Below are 15,526 nucleotides of genomic sequence, written 5' to 3' on the forward strand. Positions count from 1 at the left end.
GCCAGAGAAAATATTGCCTCAAGCGGAGATAAATCTAAATTTACGCCTGCAATATTTGCATCTATCCTGAGATACCGCGTACTTACCTTGCATACTTCCGTTTTAAATCGTTGATGGTCTTCCGTTCACTAACTTTTTTCAGCGAAAGACCTTCGTAGCTCAGGCTTACTTCAAAATTTGCCATATTTGGTATAAATCGACTTTTTTGATTAGCATTCTTTGAAACCGCGCTTTTCATATAGCCCTCCTTTTAACTGGCTATTTCATATTATGATGCAAAAAATAGCCATTTCAACTTACTCGCTACTACTCCTATCAAAAGGTGTTTCAAAAACGCCTTTGTTTTTTGCGTAGCTGAGAGCTTTGCTGAATGATTCTGTTAAATCCGAATGTACAGAGTGCTTCGACAGTGCAAGGTACACCTTTCTGTCTTCGGTTATGTGAAAGGTTTGCTGCGAAATTTTGTTAGATAAGCCTTGTTCTTGCAGCAGGTAATTAAACCTTTGTTCAGAGCCAACGAAGGCGTCTATGCGTTTATTGAGCAATAAATCGATAAGCTGCAAGTGTGTGTTGGCTTCTACTTTCGCAAAATTTGTGGCCTTATCAAATTCAGGGAAGTATAGGCTATGACGTAAAAGGCCGACAATTAACCCGTCAAGATCGGCAAACTCATTAATGGAGATGGATGAACCCGCTCTCGCGTAAAAGGTTTGCACACTGCCTGGTGCAACAGGAGGTTCGATAAAGTGCAAAAATTCTTCTCTTTCGGCGCTGTGCGTTACCCCAACAAAAACATCTACCAGACCCTTTTCAAGTAACACAATACAGCGCGCAAAAGGACATTCCATAAACTTCAAACGCATGTTCAGCTGCTCGGCAACTATTTTCATAGCTTCAACATTTATTCCAGCTGGGGGCTTGCCCTCTGACAATATGGAGTAGGGAGGGAAATGATTTATTGCAAAGCGCAAAACGGGTTGAGTATCGGGCCATTTTACTTTATTTGCATCAGTTTGATGCGCAGGCTCAGCATTAATGTGTGTTTCACTAGCAAGCCCGAAACTCACAATCGCTAAAAAGAAAAAAATTGTTGCCTTAAATACCATACACGCTCCACCGAAGCTCTCACGAATTAACTGCATTCGAATAATTTTACTTCGTACTTACGAGTATATCAGACTATACAAATCCTATGTGCCGGCAACCTATAATTTAATTCAGTCAACAATAACCACAACGGCAGAGTGATACGTAATACTTAACGGGCCGCTGGTCACAAAGCGCTTAAACTCTGGGTTGTCTGTTCTGTACAGCGTAACTTTGGTTGAAGCCATAAAGCCAAGGGGTAACGGCAATGGATGGGTATCAAAAGAGAAGTTGTACATTACATATGCGCGAGCATCCTCAAAGCGCAGTTCGTAGGCAAAAAGCTGGTTAGCTACATCTACCTCATAAATGCGCATATCGGCGCGAGCAAGTGGGCCATACTGTTCAATAAAAGAGGTAAGCGTTAATACGTCAGCACTCATTGTGTTTGATGGCGGGCTAGGTAATACCGTTACCGCCTGTAGCATTTCGAGCAAGCGAGTTTCCCGGCCCGATAGGCTAGAAGATAAATTAGACGGTAGGCCAGCGGGTAAGTTAGCAGATGAACTAGTAACTGCAGAGCAAGCTTGCTCTGTAATATTTGTGGGTTCAGCGGTGCTTTCTTTAGCAACAATCTCTTTAGCAACAGCCTCTTCATCAAAAACAGGCTCTTTGTCACCCAGAGCGTTAGTTAATGCTTCATGCAGTAGTTCCACATCTCGCTTATCGCTGTTTACCGTAAAAAAGTTGCACAAGGCGTTGTTCCACACGCTACTACGCCATGGCTCGATATAGCCTGGCTTAGTGTTACTATGCTGGGTTTGAAAAAACCAAATAGCGCCAGCGAGTACGAGCGTGGTCAGTAGTAAGAAAAATGTAAGACCTTTTTTGATAACAGCCTCGTTTTTAATGCGTTGAGATTATAGGTGTTTAGTTTTTGGGTATTGGCGTATAAGTTATTACGACTTGGGGAAGAAAAAGGGTATTTTGGTTTGCCATACCCATAGCCAGTTTTATTCAAGCCTATACCTTTTAACTAAATTAAAACTCGAAAACCTGTTTTGTTTTTTGTAGTCTCGGTAAGCAAAGATGGCTGGATGAAAGGAAGCAAAAATGGCAAAAGCAAAAGGACTTTGCTTAAAGGTAACGCTCATTACGATAGCCTTTTTGATAAACACGCTAATAGTGTTATATGTTGCAAGGCAAAGCATTGCATTACCGTATTGGCTACATGAACTGTTTGCACGTGCGGAATCTATTCGCATTGAACACCCCATACAAGATGCGTTTTCAGTAATATCTCCTCAACAGCCTATAGCTAGGCCAGTAATTCATTACAACAAAACTCGAAAGCACTTAGCATCAAGTTATTCAACTTGTATAGATAAGAAAAAGCCGCCTTCAGATAAAACGCTATATACATGGATTGATGTTGATGGGACTCGTCATATCAGCGATAAGCCACAAGTAATTAATAGCAAAACGTCGTTGAGAGTGGCGGGAGTAATAAAGCCAGACAAAATATCCATAAATTTTCTTTCTCAAAATTTGTCGTACTCGGTTCGTAAAACATCTACTGAAAAAGTAAATAGAGCCATGAAAATGTTTGGAGAGATAACGCCTGAAGCTGCAATAGTGCCAGTTGTGGCTAACGTAAGAAGCTTCAAAACGAAAGACTCATACAATAACTACAGCAAGAAAAAGTCATCGTTGAAAACACCCACTGCAGGCTTTTACACATCAGGGAATAATGAGTCTGTTGTGCTTATTCGCGATGACGAAAGTACTGCAAATACGGTGGCGCACGAAATAGTGCATACGATAAATCAGCATTGGTATGGCCAAATAGCAAGGTGGCTTAACGAAGGAATGGCGGAGTATGCTGAAAACCTGTCGCAAAGTCATTGGCGGTCATATCTTTTGCAAAACCAGCCCGTGTCCCTCAATAATCTATTTGCAAGCACACGTAATAGTTGGGATAACGATACACAGCGATACTACGCAACTAGTTGGGCCTTTGTTTCATTTATGATGGCAAAGGAAAAACAATTTATGAGCCGCCTTTTATTAAAAGAGTCAGAAAATGGGTGTGCAGCGCTTTCTTCGCACGATATACAGAAGCTTTACGGGCGGCCAATTGCTCAGCTAGAGCGTGATTTTTTACGCTGGCTGAAATAGATTTTTGAGGGAAATGCGCGTGGCGCATGGGCTATGTGCATTAAAAGAACCTGAAGTTGAACTAAGCGTTTATCAACACATTTTACTTGGTTGAAAAACGTTTTTTCTTACAAGCATAGCGATGCTCTTTAAGTATTCTGAGTTCTTCTCTTAACTTTTCACCTTCTCTAGCGCTGTAACCAGAGCGCATTTTGGAATTTATATTTTTGATGCGCTTTTCGATACCTGAACAATTGTATTTAGACGGCTCGAAGCTAGAGGCAGAAAAAGCTGGCGATGAAATAAATAGTATCGTGATTAGGGTAATTAGTTTGTTCATAAATCTTCCTTGATGTGTGTTGAACCGTTGAAAGAGGAGTATCAACACTATATGAGTGTTCGTAAGATTAACATAGCTCAATTTAATCACGAAGTGTTTAGGTGTCGAGCAAAGCTTAACTGACTTATTTCTTGGTGTATTGCTAGATTTTAATTACACGCGAGCAGCGAAAATGCGTAACATCAATGAATCATGGTTGCACAGAAAAGCAGGATAAATGGAGAGCCAACGTGGTTTACCGAGCTATTATTAATGCCTTTATCGACAACATTTCCCATCCACGGTTTTATCGGTCTATCGAAGATATCGCCATACGGCTCAATGCGGTCGACCCTGCGGTGCTTTTTATGATGGCATGCAGCGAAAATAATGTGGCTCAAAAATCATCAGGCAATGAAAACAATAAAGATAGCATTGCCTCAGCGGCAAAGCAGATTCTGGGTTATGCGCTTACCTCTGCTGGTTACACAGAGGCCATGATTGCTGAAGACTTTGAAATAATGAAAAGCAGACGAAGTAATGAATTGTCTCCAAGTGAGCAAATATTACTGGAACAGCTTACTTTGCTTAATTCCCTTATAAACAACGATATCGATTTTAACTTCTTGGCAGTTTGCCTGTTTTTGTATAAAGAGCAGCCCGATGCGTATAGTAAACAAAGCGTAAGCCTAGATGTAAAAAGTAATACGGCCACGAAAAGGTTCATGTGTTATATAAAGCAACGGCAGGCGTGAGATAGCATTGGAAAGTTCTTGTGTGCTTTCTCGGAGCGAAGTGAAAAATGTATTCAGCCCTAGCTCAGCTGGATAGAGCGTTGGCCTCCGGAGGCAAGGGGCATGGGTTCGAATACTTTTGTGCATTGCGTTCAACCAGCACTTTAATCGCAGTTATTTAAAATAGGAAAATTCTTTAGCCAATTAAATTAAATGAAAGAATGAAATCTAAGAATCTTTGTTAGACTTGGCAATATTACAGTCTTCACATAGTACCTGTAAGTTACTTTTTTCCAATGCAAGCTCTGGATAGAGGCTGCGCGGCTTGATATGGTCTATGTGTAACATTGCCCCTTTTTCTGAGCTACTGCCGCAGATCTTGCATCGGCCGTCTGAAGTAAGCAGAACGGAAAGGCGCAACTCGCGCCACGCTTTTGTTCTGTAAAAATTTGTTCGAGATTTAACTTTTTGCGCTGGAAGTTCGTGCTTGCCTTTATAAACAACAGGCTCTTGCCCAGGCTGGTAAAGAATCGCAATTCCTTTGTTATTATTGAACCATCTCCCCAGAGCGCCAATAGCTCGAGCATGAGTTTTGTATTCTCTACGAATGTGTTTACTATCTTCTTTTAAAGTAACTCGGACTGTCATTGTTCTTCCCTAAACTTATTTCAATTGCCGCTAAAGCTATAACACTAGCCCCATTCTTTCAGCTGCTGCAGTGCCCTTATGCGATCTCTCTGGAGAGTAAGCGCCTCAAATACATCATCAAAGCTCGTGTTGTCGGGCCTAAGGTTTGGAAGCGCTAAATTGGCTTGGCTAAAAAACTCCGATTGATTGTTTTTCCAACCTTGATTCCACCAAGAAACGATATGCTCCCGTGAACTTGAGAGCTTCATACCTGTGGGTAATTTATCTGATTTATTTGCGTTTATTTTTGATTTTGTGGGTAATAGATTCCAGAGGTCGTTATTCGGCCATCGCGCGAACGGAAATGCATGATCTATAGCGTAGTCAGAGAGACTTAGCATCTTACCTGACCAGCAACATGTTACGCTTTCGCTTGTCAGCAAGTCGTTAACTCGATCTCTAATTCTAGAAGTGGTGCGTTCTGGGTCCTCCCATTTAAGAGCATTAAGGTAATCTACTTTGGTAAAGGGCTTTTGTTTGTTTAAAGCATAACCTGCCATCAAGGATGACCACTCGTTTATTAAAGTAGGTTCAATCCAAACGCTAAACTGGGTTAGCGAATCCCAAATGTGGGCGGGTACATAAAATTTTCCCAGCGAAGACAAAAAATTTAAGTCTAAATGTAGGTCGGTTTTAGGTTTGTAAGTTTTGTTAAGCTCAACGTGAAATACACTTTCATTAGTGCCGGGTAACGTTGTGTATTTAGCTGGCATCTTTTTTATAGTTGACGATATATCTTTAAGTGCTCGATATAGTCCTTGTATCGTATCGCTATCTGAATAACGTGCACCAATATAAAAATCATTGCTTGAATATGATGAGATCTGATGCCAACCGCCTTCGCTTATAAAACCTAAACCTTTATCAGGATTGGAATTTTGCTGCATGTCGAACTTATCAATTAGAGGTTTATATAATTTCAACCAATAAAGCGCGACTAATCCGACAGGTAAACTTACGTGTTCACTGGTTTGGTTTAAAACCGCTCCTGGGTGGCCCTCAGCAATTCTCAGAAGGGTTCTAAGTAGTGCAATTTTGTAGGTGGAAGCTTTGCTATCGTTTATTACAATATTGCGAATTAGCGGAAAAGCACCGGTACCATTGTCAGGTAGCGTGAGTAAAACCGTTTCCTGCTTGACGTCTGCATGAGCAAGTTCATCGTTTGACCTCTCAGGGGTAAGCAATCGATACGTGAGCCCGAATTGGCTTGCCAATTGCGCTAGCTCATCACTCGAAACGGGATACATGGTGCGTTCGTCAGAACAGCAACCATGGTTCAGCGATATTATGAGCTTGCCATTGGGCTTCAATAAACATGAGAGTTTTCTGAACGCACGTTCTCGTGATGACGGCGTTATATGCATCCACACTGCGCTTAGCAGAATTAAATCAAACTTGGTTTGTAATCGAAAAACTTCAGCAAGTTCTGGTAATGAATCTGATACCCAGTGAATCGGGTTTGAAACTGTATATTCTCTTGCTATTTCACGAATACCAGTGGCCGGTTCAACCGCAACTACGCCTAAACCTTTTGCGGCCAGATAGCGAGCATCTCGACCCGAGCCTGCGCCCACGTCAAGTACCATTCCTTCTTTAGGAATAACCTTTAGCCACTCTTTATGCACATATTCAAAGGGAACGCTGTCGTATTGTTCAGCAAGCGAAGAAGCGTTAGTTGAATAGTACGTAGTATTTTTAGTCAAACCGCTAACTTAGATACCAATCCGTTGAATGTTTTACTTCTAAATCATTTGATGAATAAACTCAAGTATTCCATCTAAACCAGTAATAACGAAGTAAAGTATTTTGTATCAATAGCTGAAGCGTTTTATCTCTGTCGCTTTACTTCAACCGTCACCCACTCAACATCACTTCGCTGTAACCCATCTTTACTAGGAACCGGGTTCAAATTACGCGCTGTTAAACCACTTTCTGCTGCCAATGCTTGCAGTTCCTCATAGCTTACTGGGTACATAGGCCGTTCTGGGTCACTTGGTCCAAAGCGCAGGCTTATATACATTTTGCCTGTGTCTGATAGTAGTTCGCTAAGGCGCTTTATGGTTGCTGGCCTTTCTTCGCTGGGCAGGTGCATCCATACGGCAGAAAGCAAAATAAGGTCGAAGTGTTGGTGTTTGTGTTGGTGTGGGGTAGGTAAATTTGCCAGCGCGGGTAGGGCGGCGTCACACCAAGTCACTCTTTCGTTGGAATGTTGCTTGGCTAATTTCAGTAATGCTTCGGCAGGCTCTGTTGCAGTTACTTGCCAACCTTTTGCGGCCAGCCAATTAGCGTCGCGCCCACTGCCTGCGCCAACGTCTAATGCAGTAGTGGGCTGTGTGTTAGCAAGTGCTTGTTCAAGGTAGCCATGCACACTGTCTGCACTTATCGATTGATAAAGCGAGTAGTAGTGTTCTGCGTTAGCACTGTAATGGTTAATGGTTGTTTTCAATACTAAAAATCCCTCTTTGTATGCAGTGCAGGTGTTTTTGCGCGCCGTATGCATTTGCTGATTTGGCCGCTACCTAACTGAAAACCAGCATACCATTAATACCCTTTAAGGTAAGTGATAAGTGGGAATCCAGAAAAGGTAAATTACCAGTCTGCCCGCATTATAGTTTATTCATACTTTTTCTTCTTATCATGTCGATAGACACTATATACCTGCTGCTTAGCCATAGTGTCACTTACATGCTTTTCTATCGACTCCTTTAATCCTTCCATAAGAGAAACCTCATTCATTGATGCAAGGCATTCGAGAATACCCTGGGCTATGTTATCAACCTTATCTGCAGCAAAAGAGCGAGATACCCCTGCATTAAAGGCAAACTCGATTAAATCCCGCCTCGTAGGGAAAGCTTTGCTCTTGCGCATTTTCAGTGCCATTGCGTTATCAATGGTTGGATATATGAGCGTATGAGTAACGTCATACACTGGGCTGAGTTTTACATTTGACTGGTTTATGTCGTATTGCAGTGAGAAATTTTTAAGGTGCGCGTCTCCGTTTCCAATCAAGCAATTAAAGGCTATTAGCGCGAACATCTTGTCCGCCTCTTCAGGAGAGTGCGTATTGCGCAGTGTGGCCCTCATTATATTCTCATAGCTGCCCAAGTACTTTTGGTCGCCCGTGCGCCCCATGAGCGTGGCGTAGTCCTCGATACCCATTTTATTTCCGTCATTATCGACGTCGAAACGTTCTACCACGTAGTGCTGTAAATCATCGGATAGCCATACTTTAGGAGTTTCAAGGCCACAATATTCAGCGCATTTCATGCACACGAACTCGTTCACTGTCAGCAGCGGGAATTCATCATCATAGGTTTTAACAATAAGGTCTTTTTGTAAGAGAGTTGAGCGGGATACCACCACCTTAGGCTGAACGCCGGACGCCATACCATTTAGGTAGTAACGATCTAACAGTTGTGGAAATAAACTTCCCTTGCCAGACCAGTGCAGTATGTCGTTAATGGCGATGGGCTCAGGCTCTGACAACGCAATCCCCGCATTATAGGATAAGTGGCCTATGCCTTTGTCGCCCATGAGCGCCAACAAATACATATCATCAACATTAGCGTAGCGGATAAGCTTTTCAGAAATATACCGGCGCAAGTAACCCTCAGGCAGATTCTGCGTGAATATTGGATGCAGTGCACCCCGCGTATACGGCTCAACTTGATATGGCATCGTTAGGGATACCGGAAAATTCTCATTGGTATACGTATAGTTAAACTGAGCTGTCCGATTTAAAGTACCAGAAGTTTGCCCGGCCACATGAACCTTCATCTGTCGAACCCTTTCAGGCAGGCTTGCGAGAATTGAATCAGTCGTCATCGTAAATAGACTCCAGTTCATCTAATGTCGGCCGACGCTTAATAGGGGTGGCTGTTAACTCTAACCCCATCAGAGTTAAGTAACGCTCAAGCAATTGTAATGACCCTTGATAACGGCCATTCTCAATTTGCGAAATCCGGGGGCGTGCTGTTTTGAGTTTGTTGGCAACGTCGTCTTGGCTCATCCGGTGACGTTTTCGTTCTGCCTTTAACTGATTACCGATAGATTCTCTGCTCATTATCTGCACCATAAATGTATCTATATATGAACAAATAGCACTTTTACACAATTATGTACATATATAGATACATAAAATTGATTGGGAAGGAGATTTATTTCTGCGCTAATCATTTACTAACCTCGCTCTCCTAATCTTAAAAGATATGCAAATGATAACTATTGCTATTTACATTAGTGTGGCGATGTGTAAAATCTTGCGACCATAAATAACCGAACAACAAAAAGTGTGTACTTATGAAATGGTCAATCCTTACCTTGGCAATTGCTTCTGCAATGAGTTATTCCGCAACCGCAAATACAAGTGCTGAAGCAGACAGCTCTGAAGTGAGCGGCTCTGAAATGAACAGCACTGAAATGAATGGCTCTGATATCGATAGCTCTGAAATAGAAAATATTGAAGTAAGAGGCTCTTACATTGAAGGGTATGGCGCGCACAAGGCCAGTGGTGCGTCGCGTATTAACTTGCCCATTAAAGACATTCCTCAGTCGGTATCGGTTATTACCAGTGCGCAGTTCGACGACTATCAGCTAAATGGCATTAACGATGTGCTCGATACCGCCACCGGCGTTAACGTGCAACGAGTAGAGACTAGCCGTACCTATTACAGTGCACGTGGTTTCGACATTAACAATTTCCAAATTGATGGTATTGGTCTGCCGCTTATTCGAGGCAATAACCACGGCGATGAAGACTCGGCCATTTACGAACGCATTGAAATTATTCGCGGTGCAAATGGGTTAATGACCGGCGTGGGCAACCCCTCTGCTACGGTTAACTTTATTCGCAAGCGCCCAGGCATGCAAAACGGCCTAACCGTACAAGGCTTAGTGGGCAGCTGGGACAATCGCCGTATTGAAGTAGACGGTACGTATCGCGTAAATGAAGATTTTGGTATTCGCGGCGTGGCGGTGTCTCAGTCGCAAGAGTCTTATCTCGACCGTTACGAGCAAGAGCGCCAAGTGGCTTATTTGTTCGCAGAGTACAATATTTCAGATAGCACCACGTTCTCGGTAAGTCACTCGTATCACACCAACAACGCCGACGGTAATAACTGGGGGGCTAACCCGCTGTTTTATTCCGACGGTACAGCCACCAATTTTGATGTGTCTACCAGCACCTCAGCCGATTGGTCGTATTGGGATGTTGAAAAGCACAATACCTTGGTAGAGCTAGATCATGTGTTTGCCAATAACTGGTACATGCGTGCTACTTACTCTCGTAAAGTGACCGATGAAGACTCTGAACTATTTTATGTATTTGGCACGCCAAATCGCGAAACAGGTCTTGGCCTCACCGGTTATGCCAGCGAATATGATCACGATGAAGAAACCGATTTAATTGACGTATACCTAACCGGTGATTTTAATCTTTTTGGCCGCTCGCACGAGTTTGTAGTAGGGGTAAACCATGCCTCTATGACCTTTGAAGATATGTCGTTGTACGATTTCACAACGGGCAATGGCTTCCCTGCAATGCCGCCGCTTGAAACGTGGGATGGCAATGCACCCATTCCTACCCTTGTAGATGGGCTAACGGGCGCCGATGTTGATACCGAGCAGTCGGCAGTGTATTTCACTACGCGCTTTAGCTTAACGGATGACTTGCACGTTACCGCGGGCGGCCGCCAGAACAGATGGGATACCAGCGGCTTGTCTTACGATGTTGCACAAGACGCTGAAGACAGCGAATTTATCCCTTATGTTGGCGTGGTGTATGCGCTAAACGATTCCATTTCTGCCTATGCCAGCTACACAGAAACCTTCTTGTCTCAAACCGAGCTAGACATAAACAACAACACCCTGGCACCTATTGTGGGCGAGAGTAAAGAAGTGGGCTTTAAAAGCGAGTTTTTTGAAGACCGCCTTATTGCCACAGTAGCTTACTTCGACATTGTGCAAGAGAACTTAGCCATACCCGACCCAGCAACGGCCGACCTACCGCCAGGCGAACAGCGTTTTATTGGCGCTACAGGTATAGAGTCTAGCGGTTATGAATTTGAAGTGGCCGGTGAGCTACTACCAGGCCTACAAACCAGCATTGGTTATACCGATTTCACCATTGATGGTAACGAGCTGGTGGCCGACTACACGCCAGAGCGACTGCTTAAGTTTGCTGCAACCTACACGCCTGCAAGTTTCGACAAACTGTCTGTAGGTGTGAATGCGCGCTGGCAAGACGACACGTCGCGAGTACAGGGCGTTGTGGGTGAAGGGTTCGCAAACGCAGGCGACACCATTGTTACGCGCCAAGATGCCTATGCCATTATCGATTTAATGGCCAGATATCGTGTGTCTGATAACTTCTCGGTAGCCTTAAACGCCAACAACGTAACAGATGAAAAATACATTAATAGCTTGTACTGGGCCCAAGGTTTTTACGGTGCGCCTGCAAGCTATATGTTAAGCGCAACCTGGTCGCTGTAACGGCATAACGGTTTACCGTGTGCCTCGTTTGGGGCACATGGGCTAAAGATGGAAGGTAAACATGCGCAAAACTCTGTTTAAGTGGCACTCTATAACGGCACTCATCGCAATGGTGCCGCTTTTTGTTATTTCGATTACCGGTAGCATACTGGTATTTAAACCTGAAATTGATACGTGGTTAATGCCCTCGCACATGAGTGTGCAGGCAGCAGAAGGCCGGCCTCGTGAAAACTTAAATCAGTTAATTAATAAAGTAGAAGCCACCCATCCCGACTTTATATTAGGAAGTTGGGAGCTATTTGATAACAAGCAGCGCAGCGATGCGGCGTACCTTATTAGTAAGTCTGAGGGCGAATGGTACAAGCTGTATGTCGACCAGTATTCGGCCACGCTGTTATCTACCCCTGTGCCTGTTACTCATGATATTACCGACTGGTTACTGTCGCTGCATTACACCTTTTTGCTGGGCGTGATAGGCACATCCTTCGGGTTTGTGTTTTCTCTTATGCTGCTAGTGCTTAGCGTGACAGGCATAATATTGCATCGCAAGTTTTGGACTAAGCTATTCACTCTGCGCTTGCATGCGGCTAGGCGCATCTTTTTTAGCGATGTGCATAAGCTAATAGGCATATTATCTTCACCGGTGCTGCTTATTTTGGCGTTTACCGGGGGCTATTGGAATGCCTCTGAAGTGATACACGAAACCTTAGAACATGGCGACGAACACGCCTATGTTACCGAGGCCATTTACAGCCCAAATCTCGATTTTCAGCAGCTGGTTTATGGGTCGTCTAAGGCTATTGAAGGTCACCGGCCCACTTATCTTACATTTCCCTACGAGCCTGAAGCACACATTAATGTGTTTGGCGAAGTGCCTAACAAGCCGTACCTTTCAAGCGAATATTCCTCGGTGGTTACCTATAACCGCGACTCAGGTGAGGTATTGGCCACATTTGATGTAAGAGAGGAATCAGGCTGGGCGGTATTTGTTGATATGTTTAGAAAATTGCACTTTGGGTACTTTGCAGGGTTACCTAGCAAAATACTGTGGTGTGTGTTGGGTTTAAGCCCAGTTTTGCTTGCGCTGACAGGACTGTATTTTTACCTGTTCAGAAAATCGCCTAAAAAGCCTCGGCGTAGGGTTGTTGCCCATTCGCCTGTGAAAAGCTAGCGCCGCTAAATGAGATCACGCTTGCCGCGTATTTTCTGCAGTGCTTGTTCTGTACTGCCGTGATAGGCGGCTAATCGCTATGCCACCTATTAGCCCTGGCAAAATCCAGAAAGCATACTGCCATGCGCCAATATCGCTAAATAAGGTGCGCCCGCCAAATGCTGCAAACGCAGTATACGCGGCAATGCCAGACCCGATATAGCCGCCAAGATGCTCTACCAACCAAGCTTTGGGCGCTACTTGCTTGGCAAAAATAAAGCGAAGCTGACCAATACTAATAGAAAGCCCTAGCGGAGCAAAAATGAGCATGAGAATATGCTGATTCATAATGCCGATAACTCCGATATATAGGCTTGTAGCGGTTAGTAGTACCGCTGGTGCAGTACGGCTAAAACAGCGAAGCGAACGGCGGCTTTGTTTAGCATCAAGCGCCCACTGTCCCATCATTACAGACGCGTACATTTGCACCGCCAAATGCAGTAAAAAGATGGCAAAGCGCTGCAAGTTTGCCACGCCAGCTGGGTTATCGACCAAATTAGGGTTAACGGCAACGGGTATAAATAGCCACACGCCAGCCAGCACTGCGCCGCTGGCAATGGTCCACAGCATTGCGCGGCGATAATGCGCGCCAAACTTTTTGTGGTTAAACGCGCCTTTACGAGCGGTAACCGGTACCCAAAAAAGCACCAGAGCAATAGCGCCGGCTAGTATGTGGCTATATAAAATAGCTTGGTATGAATAGCTCATCTAAAATCTCCAATTGTTCTGGTAAAAATCACAGCCTGTAAAAGTGCCTGTCTTGATAAGTGGTGTCTCGATAACGCCCTAGTAAAATTCGCCGTTTACAAGTGACTGTCCTAATAAGTGCTCGTTTAAAAGTGACTGTCTCAATAAGCGAGGGCGGTGTATTGAGAAGTGTATCTAGAAGGAAACGGGATCATCAGTGGCGAAAGTCACGATGTGAAAAATGACTTTTGGCCTATTCCAAAAAACGCGTAATTAACCAATACTGAGCCTTATGAAACTATCTCAATTACGTATTGCTCCCGAACAAAGTGGAGCGCTCATAACTATCTTGGTTGTTGCAGCAACCAATGCTTGGTTACTTATTGGTTCCGAAAGGATTAACACAACAAACATCGTTGCGATTATGTTGTGCTTTGTTCTGTTCAGCTTTGGCTTTTTACTGGTTACTCAAGACAATCCTGTTGGGAAAAGTGAAGTAATTCGCAGCGTATTAGTGGGCATTGAATACGCGCTTGTGTTAGTACTTTTTGCTTTAAGCCCAATGACCTTCAACGCTATTTTGCTGGTAATTTGGTCTGCGCTACTACCTTATTTTATGCCGTTTAAACGGGCACTTTTGCTGTCGCCAATTTGGTCAGCTGTACCGTGGCTGGTGTATAGCTGGGTATGGCAGGCTAATAGCAGTTTGTGGATAAACGCACTGCTTTTTTGGACATTCAATTTGTTTGCCTTGGTTATGATGGAAAGCCGAAAAAACGCGGAACGACAAACCGAACGAGCGGAAGAGGCGAATAGAGAGCTACGGGCGTTACAAGATTTGATGCAGCAAGCTAGCCGAAAAGACGAGCGCACCCGCATTGCTCGCGATATTCACGATTTAGTGGGTCATCATTTAACAGGGCTGTCGCTGCATTTGCAGGTGGCATCTCGCACGGCGTCTCCCGATCAGCGCCCAACTATCGACCAGTGCTTAAGCATTGCCAAGCTGCTGCTTGCAGACGTTCGCGAGGCGGTATCAGACATGCGTGAATTTGGGCAGCTTAATTTACTGCAAGCCCTTGATGCGCTTACCGAGCCTTTAAAAAATAAGATTCGGGTAGAGGTTGATTGCCAAACTGATATCAGCAATTTAACGCTGCTTCAGGCCACTAATTTGCTGCGCTGTATTCAAGAAAGTCTTACTAACACTATGCGCCACAGTAAAGCCGACGAGCTGGTGATTAGCATTTATAAAAAAGCCGCCCAATTATGCATAGATATTAAGGACAATGGCGCTAGCGCTAATACTAATAATGTTATTCAGGGAAATGGTCTCAAAGGTATTCAAGAACGCATTAGTGAGTTAAATGGCAGTGCAACGTTTATCAACAGCGATGGAGGTTTTCATACCTTGCTAATACTGCCGGAGGCGCAATGATTATAAGCTGCCGGAGGCGAAATGATTAAGGTATTAGTGGTAGACGACCAACAATTGTTACGACAGGGATTGTGTAGCTTGCTTAGTCTTTCTGACAAAGTAGAAGTGGTGGGCCAAGCTAACGACGGGCTCGAGGCCATGAAGTGGTTACAAAACAACCCCGGCTGCGCTGATGTTATGCTGTTGGATATTCGCATGCCGCGCATGACAGGCATAGAGTTACTTAATGCGCTTAAACAAGCCAATGCGCTTATTCCAACCATTATGCTTACCACCTTTGACGATCATGAAAACCTAATGGGCGCCTTGCGCGCTGGCGCAAAAGGGTATTTGCTAAAAGACGTATCGCTAGAAACTCTTGTAGAAGGGATAGAGGCCGTGAATGCCGGCGAGTCGCTTATTCAGCCTGCCATTACCACTACGCTGATTAATAGCCTGCAAGGGCTAAACACTGAAACGGAAGAGCCCGAACAGGTAGAGCCTCTTTCCAGCAAAGAGAAAGAAATTCTGCGCTTAATGGCCTCTGGCTGCAGCAATCGAGAAATAGCGGCAGCGCTTTATAAATCGGAAGGCACAGTAAAAAACCAGGTGTCGACTATTTTAGCAAAGTTAGGTGCGCGCGATCGTACCCGCGCCGTACTTCGCGCGGTAGAGCTGGGTATTATTGGTTAGTGCTAATTGCGCTATCGCGTATTTTAGCTAAAATAGCTAAAATAGCT

At 44.2% G+C, this 15,526-nt stretch carries 16 protein-coding genes; 6 read left to right on the forward strand and 10 right to left on the reverse strand.

All coding sequences use genetic code 11. The features are described 5' to 3' along the window. Positions 1 to 82 precede the first annotated feature (82 nt). The 3 genes from BM528_RS18600 to BM528_RS00510 form a co-directional block, all read right to left on the reverse strand. Entirely contained in the window at positions 83 to 238 is a 156-nt protein-coding gene (locus BM528_RS18600) for a hypothetical protein (RefSeq protein WP_198033582.1), read from the reverse strand. 58 nt (positions 239 to 296) lie between these two features. Then, positions 297 to 1,142: a substrate-binding periplasmic protein gene (locus BM528_RS00505; protein ID WP_083595137.1), complete on the reverse strand. Its 846-nt coding sequence runs from the start codon at positions 1,140 to 1,142 to the stop codon at positions 297 to 299. Between the two features lie 75 nt (positions 1,143 to 1,217). Then, complete coding sequence (locus BM528_RS00510) at positions 1,218 to 1,856, reverse strand: hypothetical protein (protein WP_071978210.1); 639 nt, start codon at positions 1,854 to 1,856, stop codon at positions 1,218 to 1,220. Positions 1,857 to 2,199: 343 nt separating this feature from the next. On the opposite strand from BM528_RS00510, the gene BM528_RS00515 reads away from it, so the two are divergent. Next, complete coding sequence (locus BM528_RS00515; RefSeq protein WP_071978211.1) at positions 2,200 to 3,264, forward strand: collagenase; 1,065 nt, start codon at positions 2,200 to 2,202, stop codon at positions 3,262 to 3,264. An 82-nt stretch (positions 3,265 to 3,346) separates the two neighbouring features. Here the strand turns inward: BM528_RS00515 and BM528_RS00520 are convergent, their stop codons facing one another. Beyond that, a complete protein-coding gene (locus BM528_RS00520; protein WP_071978212.1) occupies positions 3,347 to 3,583 on the reverse strand; it encodes a hypothetical protein in 237 nt (78 codons plus the stop codon). Between the two features lie 185 nt (positions 3,584 to 3,768). Between BM528_RS00520 and BM528_RS00525 the strand changes: the two genes are divergently transcribed. Further along, positions 3,769 to 4,317, forward strand: a complete 549-nt coding sequence (locus tag BM528_RS00525) for a hypothetical protein (protein WP_071978213.1) — start codon at positions 3,769 to 3,771, stop codon at positions 4,315 to 4,317. A 207-nt stretch (positions 4,318 to 4,524) separates the two neighbouring features. Here the strand turns inward: BM528_RS00525 and BM528_RS18315 are convergent, their stop codons facing one another. From BM528_RS18315 to BM528_RS00555, 5 genes are all read right to left on the reverse strand, one after another. Then, positions 4,525 to 4,944 (reverse strand): HNH endonuclease, encoded by a 420-nt coding sequence (locus BM528_RS18315; protein WP_083595139.1) that lies wholly within the window; start codon positions 4,942 to 4,944, stop codon positions 4,525 to 4,527. A gap of 44 nt (positions 4,945 to 4,988) precedes the next feature. Further along, positions 4,989 to 6,686, reverse strand: coding sequence for a class I SAM-dependent methyltransferase (locus BM528_RS00540; protein WP_071978214.1), 1,698 nt, complete (start codon positions 6,684 to 6,686; stop codon positions 4,989 to 4,991). A 125-nt stretch (positions 6,687 to 6,811) separates the two neighbouring features. Beyond that, positions 6,812 to 7,429: a class I SAM-dependent methyltransferase gene (locus tag BM528_RS00545; RefSeq protein ID WP_232230533.1), complete on the reverse strand. Its 618-nt coding sequence runs from the start codon at positions 7,427 to 7,429 to the stop codon at positions 6,812 to 6,814. A gap of 167 nt (positions 7,430 to 7,596) precedes the next feature. Beyond that, positions 7,597 to 8,808, reverse strand: coding sequence for a type II toxin-antitoxin system HipA family toxin (locus BM528_RS00550; RefSeq protein ID WP_071978216.1), 1,212 nt, complete (start codon positions 8,806 to 8,808; stop codon positions 7,597 to 7,599). Next, positions 8,798 to 9,046: a helix-turn-helix transcriptional regulator gene (locus BM528_RS00555; protein ID WP_071978217.1), complete on the reverse strand. Its 249-nt coding sequence runs from the start codon at positions 9,044 to 9,046 to the stop codon at positions 8,798 to 8,800. The genes BM528_RS00550 and BM528_RS00555 overlap by 11 nt, the downstream gene beginning before the upstream one ends. 341 nt (positions 9,047 to 9,387) lie before the next feature. Here BM528_RS00555 and BM528_RS00560 point away from each other — a divergent pair, with 341 nt between their 5' ends. Continuing rightward, the gene (locus tag BM528_RS00560; RefSeq protein ID WP_232230621.1) at positions 9,388 to 11,472 is read left to right on the forward strand and encodes a TonB-dependent siderophore receptor; all 2,085 of its coding nucleotides are present in this window, start codon (positions 9,388 to 9,390) and stop codon (positions 11,470 to 11,472) included. Between the two features lie 61 nt (positions 11,473 to 11,533). After that, a complete protein-coding gene (locus tag BM528_RS00565) occupies positions 11,534 to 12,643 on the forward strand; it encodes a PepSY-associated TM helix domain-containing protein (RefSeq protein ID WP_071978219.1) in 1,110 nt (369 codons plus the stop codon). 15 nt (positions 12,644 to 12,658) lie between these two features. On the opposite strand, the gene BM528_RS00570 is transcribed toward BM528_RS00565, so the two are convergent. Then, complete coding sequence (locus BM528_RS00570; protein ID WP_071978220.1) at positions 12,659 to 13,390, reverse strand: hypothetical protein; 732 nt, start codon at positions 13,388 to 13,390, stop codon at positions 12,659 to 12,661. A gap of 271 nt (positions 13,391 to 13,661) precedes the next feature. On the opposite strand from BM528_RS00570, the gene BM528_RS00575 reads away from it, so the two are divergent. Both BM528_RS00575 and BM528_RS00580 read left to right on the forward strand, forming a co-directional pair. Next, a complete protein-coding gene (locus BM528_RS00575; protein WP_071978221.1) occupies positions 13,662 to 14,807 on the forward strand; it encodes an ATP-binding protein in 1,146 nt (381 codons plus the stop codon). A gap of 21 nt (positions 14,808 to 14,828) precedes the next feature. Continuing rightward, positions 14,829 to 15,479, forward strand: a complete 651-nt coding sequence (locus BM528_RS00580) for a response regulator (RefSeq protein WP_071978222.1) — start codon at positions 14,829 to 14,831, stop codon at positions 15,477 to 15,479. Positions 15,480 to 15,526: the final 47 nt, after the last annotated feature.

It is taken from the genome of Alteromonas sp. RW2A1 (genome assembly GCF_001886475.1).
Taxonomy (GTDB): Bacteria; Pseudomonadota; Gammaproteobacteria; order Enterobacterales; family Alteromonadaceae; genus Alteromonas; species Alteromonas hispanica.

What these genes read in the sequence shown, in the direction of transcription:
- BM528_RS18600 (WP_198033582.1), bottom strand. Translation starts at nt 238, where the DNA reads ATGAAAAGCGCGGTTTCAAAGAATGCTAATCAAAAAAGTCGATTTATA.
- BM528_RS00505 (WP_083595137.1), bottom strand. Translation starts at nt 1,142, where the DNA reads ATGCAGTTAATTCGTGAGAGCTTCGGTGGAGCGTGTATGGTATTTAAG.
- BM528_RS00515 (WP_071978211.1), top strand. Translation starts at nt 2,200, where the DNA reads ATGGCAAAAGCAAAAGGACTTTGCTTAAAGGTAACGCTCATTACGATA.
- BM528_RS00520 (WP_071978212.1), bottom strand. Translation starts at nt 3,583, where the DNA reads ATGAACAAACTAATTACCCTAATCACGATACTATTTATTTCATCGCCA.
- BM528_RS00525 (WP_071978213.1), top strand. Translation starts at nt 3,769, where the DNA reads ATGAATCATGGTTGCACAGAAAAGCAGGATAAATGGAGAGCCAACGTG.
- BM528_RS18315 (WP_083595139.1), bottom strand. Translation starts at nt 4,944, where the DNA reads ATGACAGTCCGAGTTACTTTAAAAGAAGATAGTAAACACATTCGTAGA.
- BM528_RS00550 (WP_071978216.1), bottom strand. Translation starts at nt 8,808, where the DNA reads ATGACGACTGATTCAATTCTCGCAAGCCTGCCTGAAAGGGTTCGACAG.
- BM528_RS00555 (WP_071978217.1), bottom strand. Translation starts at nt 9,046, where the DNA reads ATGAGCAGAGAATCTATCGGTAATCAGTTAAAGGCAGAACGAAAACGT.
- BM528_RS00560 (WP_232230621.1), top strand. Translation starts at nt 9,388, where the DNA reads ATGAACAGCACTGAAATGAATGGCTCTGATATCGATAGCTCTGAAATA.
- BM528_RS00565 (WP_071978219.1), top strand. Translation starts at nt 11,534, where the DNA reads ATGCGCAAAACTCTGTTTAAGTGGCACTCTATAACGGCACTCATCGCA.
- BM528_RS00570 (WP_071978220.1), bottom strand. Translation starts at nt 13,390, where the DNA reads ATGAGCTATTCATACCAAGCTATTTTATATAGCCACATACTAGCCGGC.
- BM528_RS00575 (WP_071978221.1), top strand. Translation starts at nt 13,662, where the DNA reads ATGAAACTATCTCAATTACGTATTGCTCCCGAACAAAGTGGAGCGCTC.
- BM528_RS00580 (WP_071978222.1), top strand. Translation starts at nt 14,829, where the DNA reads ATGATTAAGGTATTAGTGGTAGACGACCAACAATTGTTACGACAGGGA.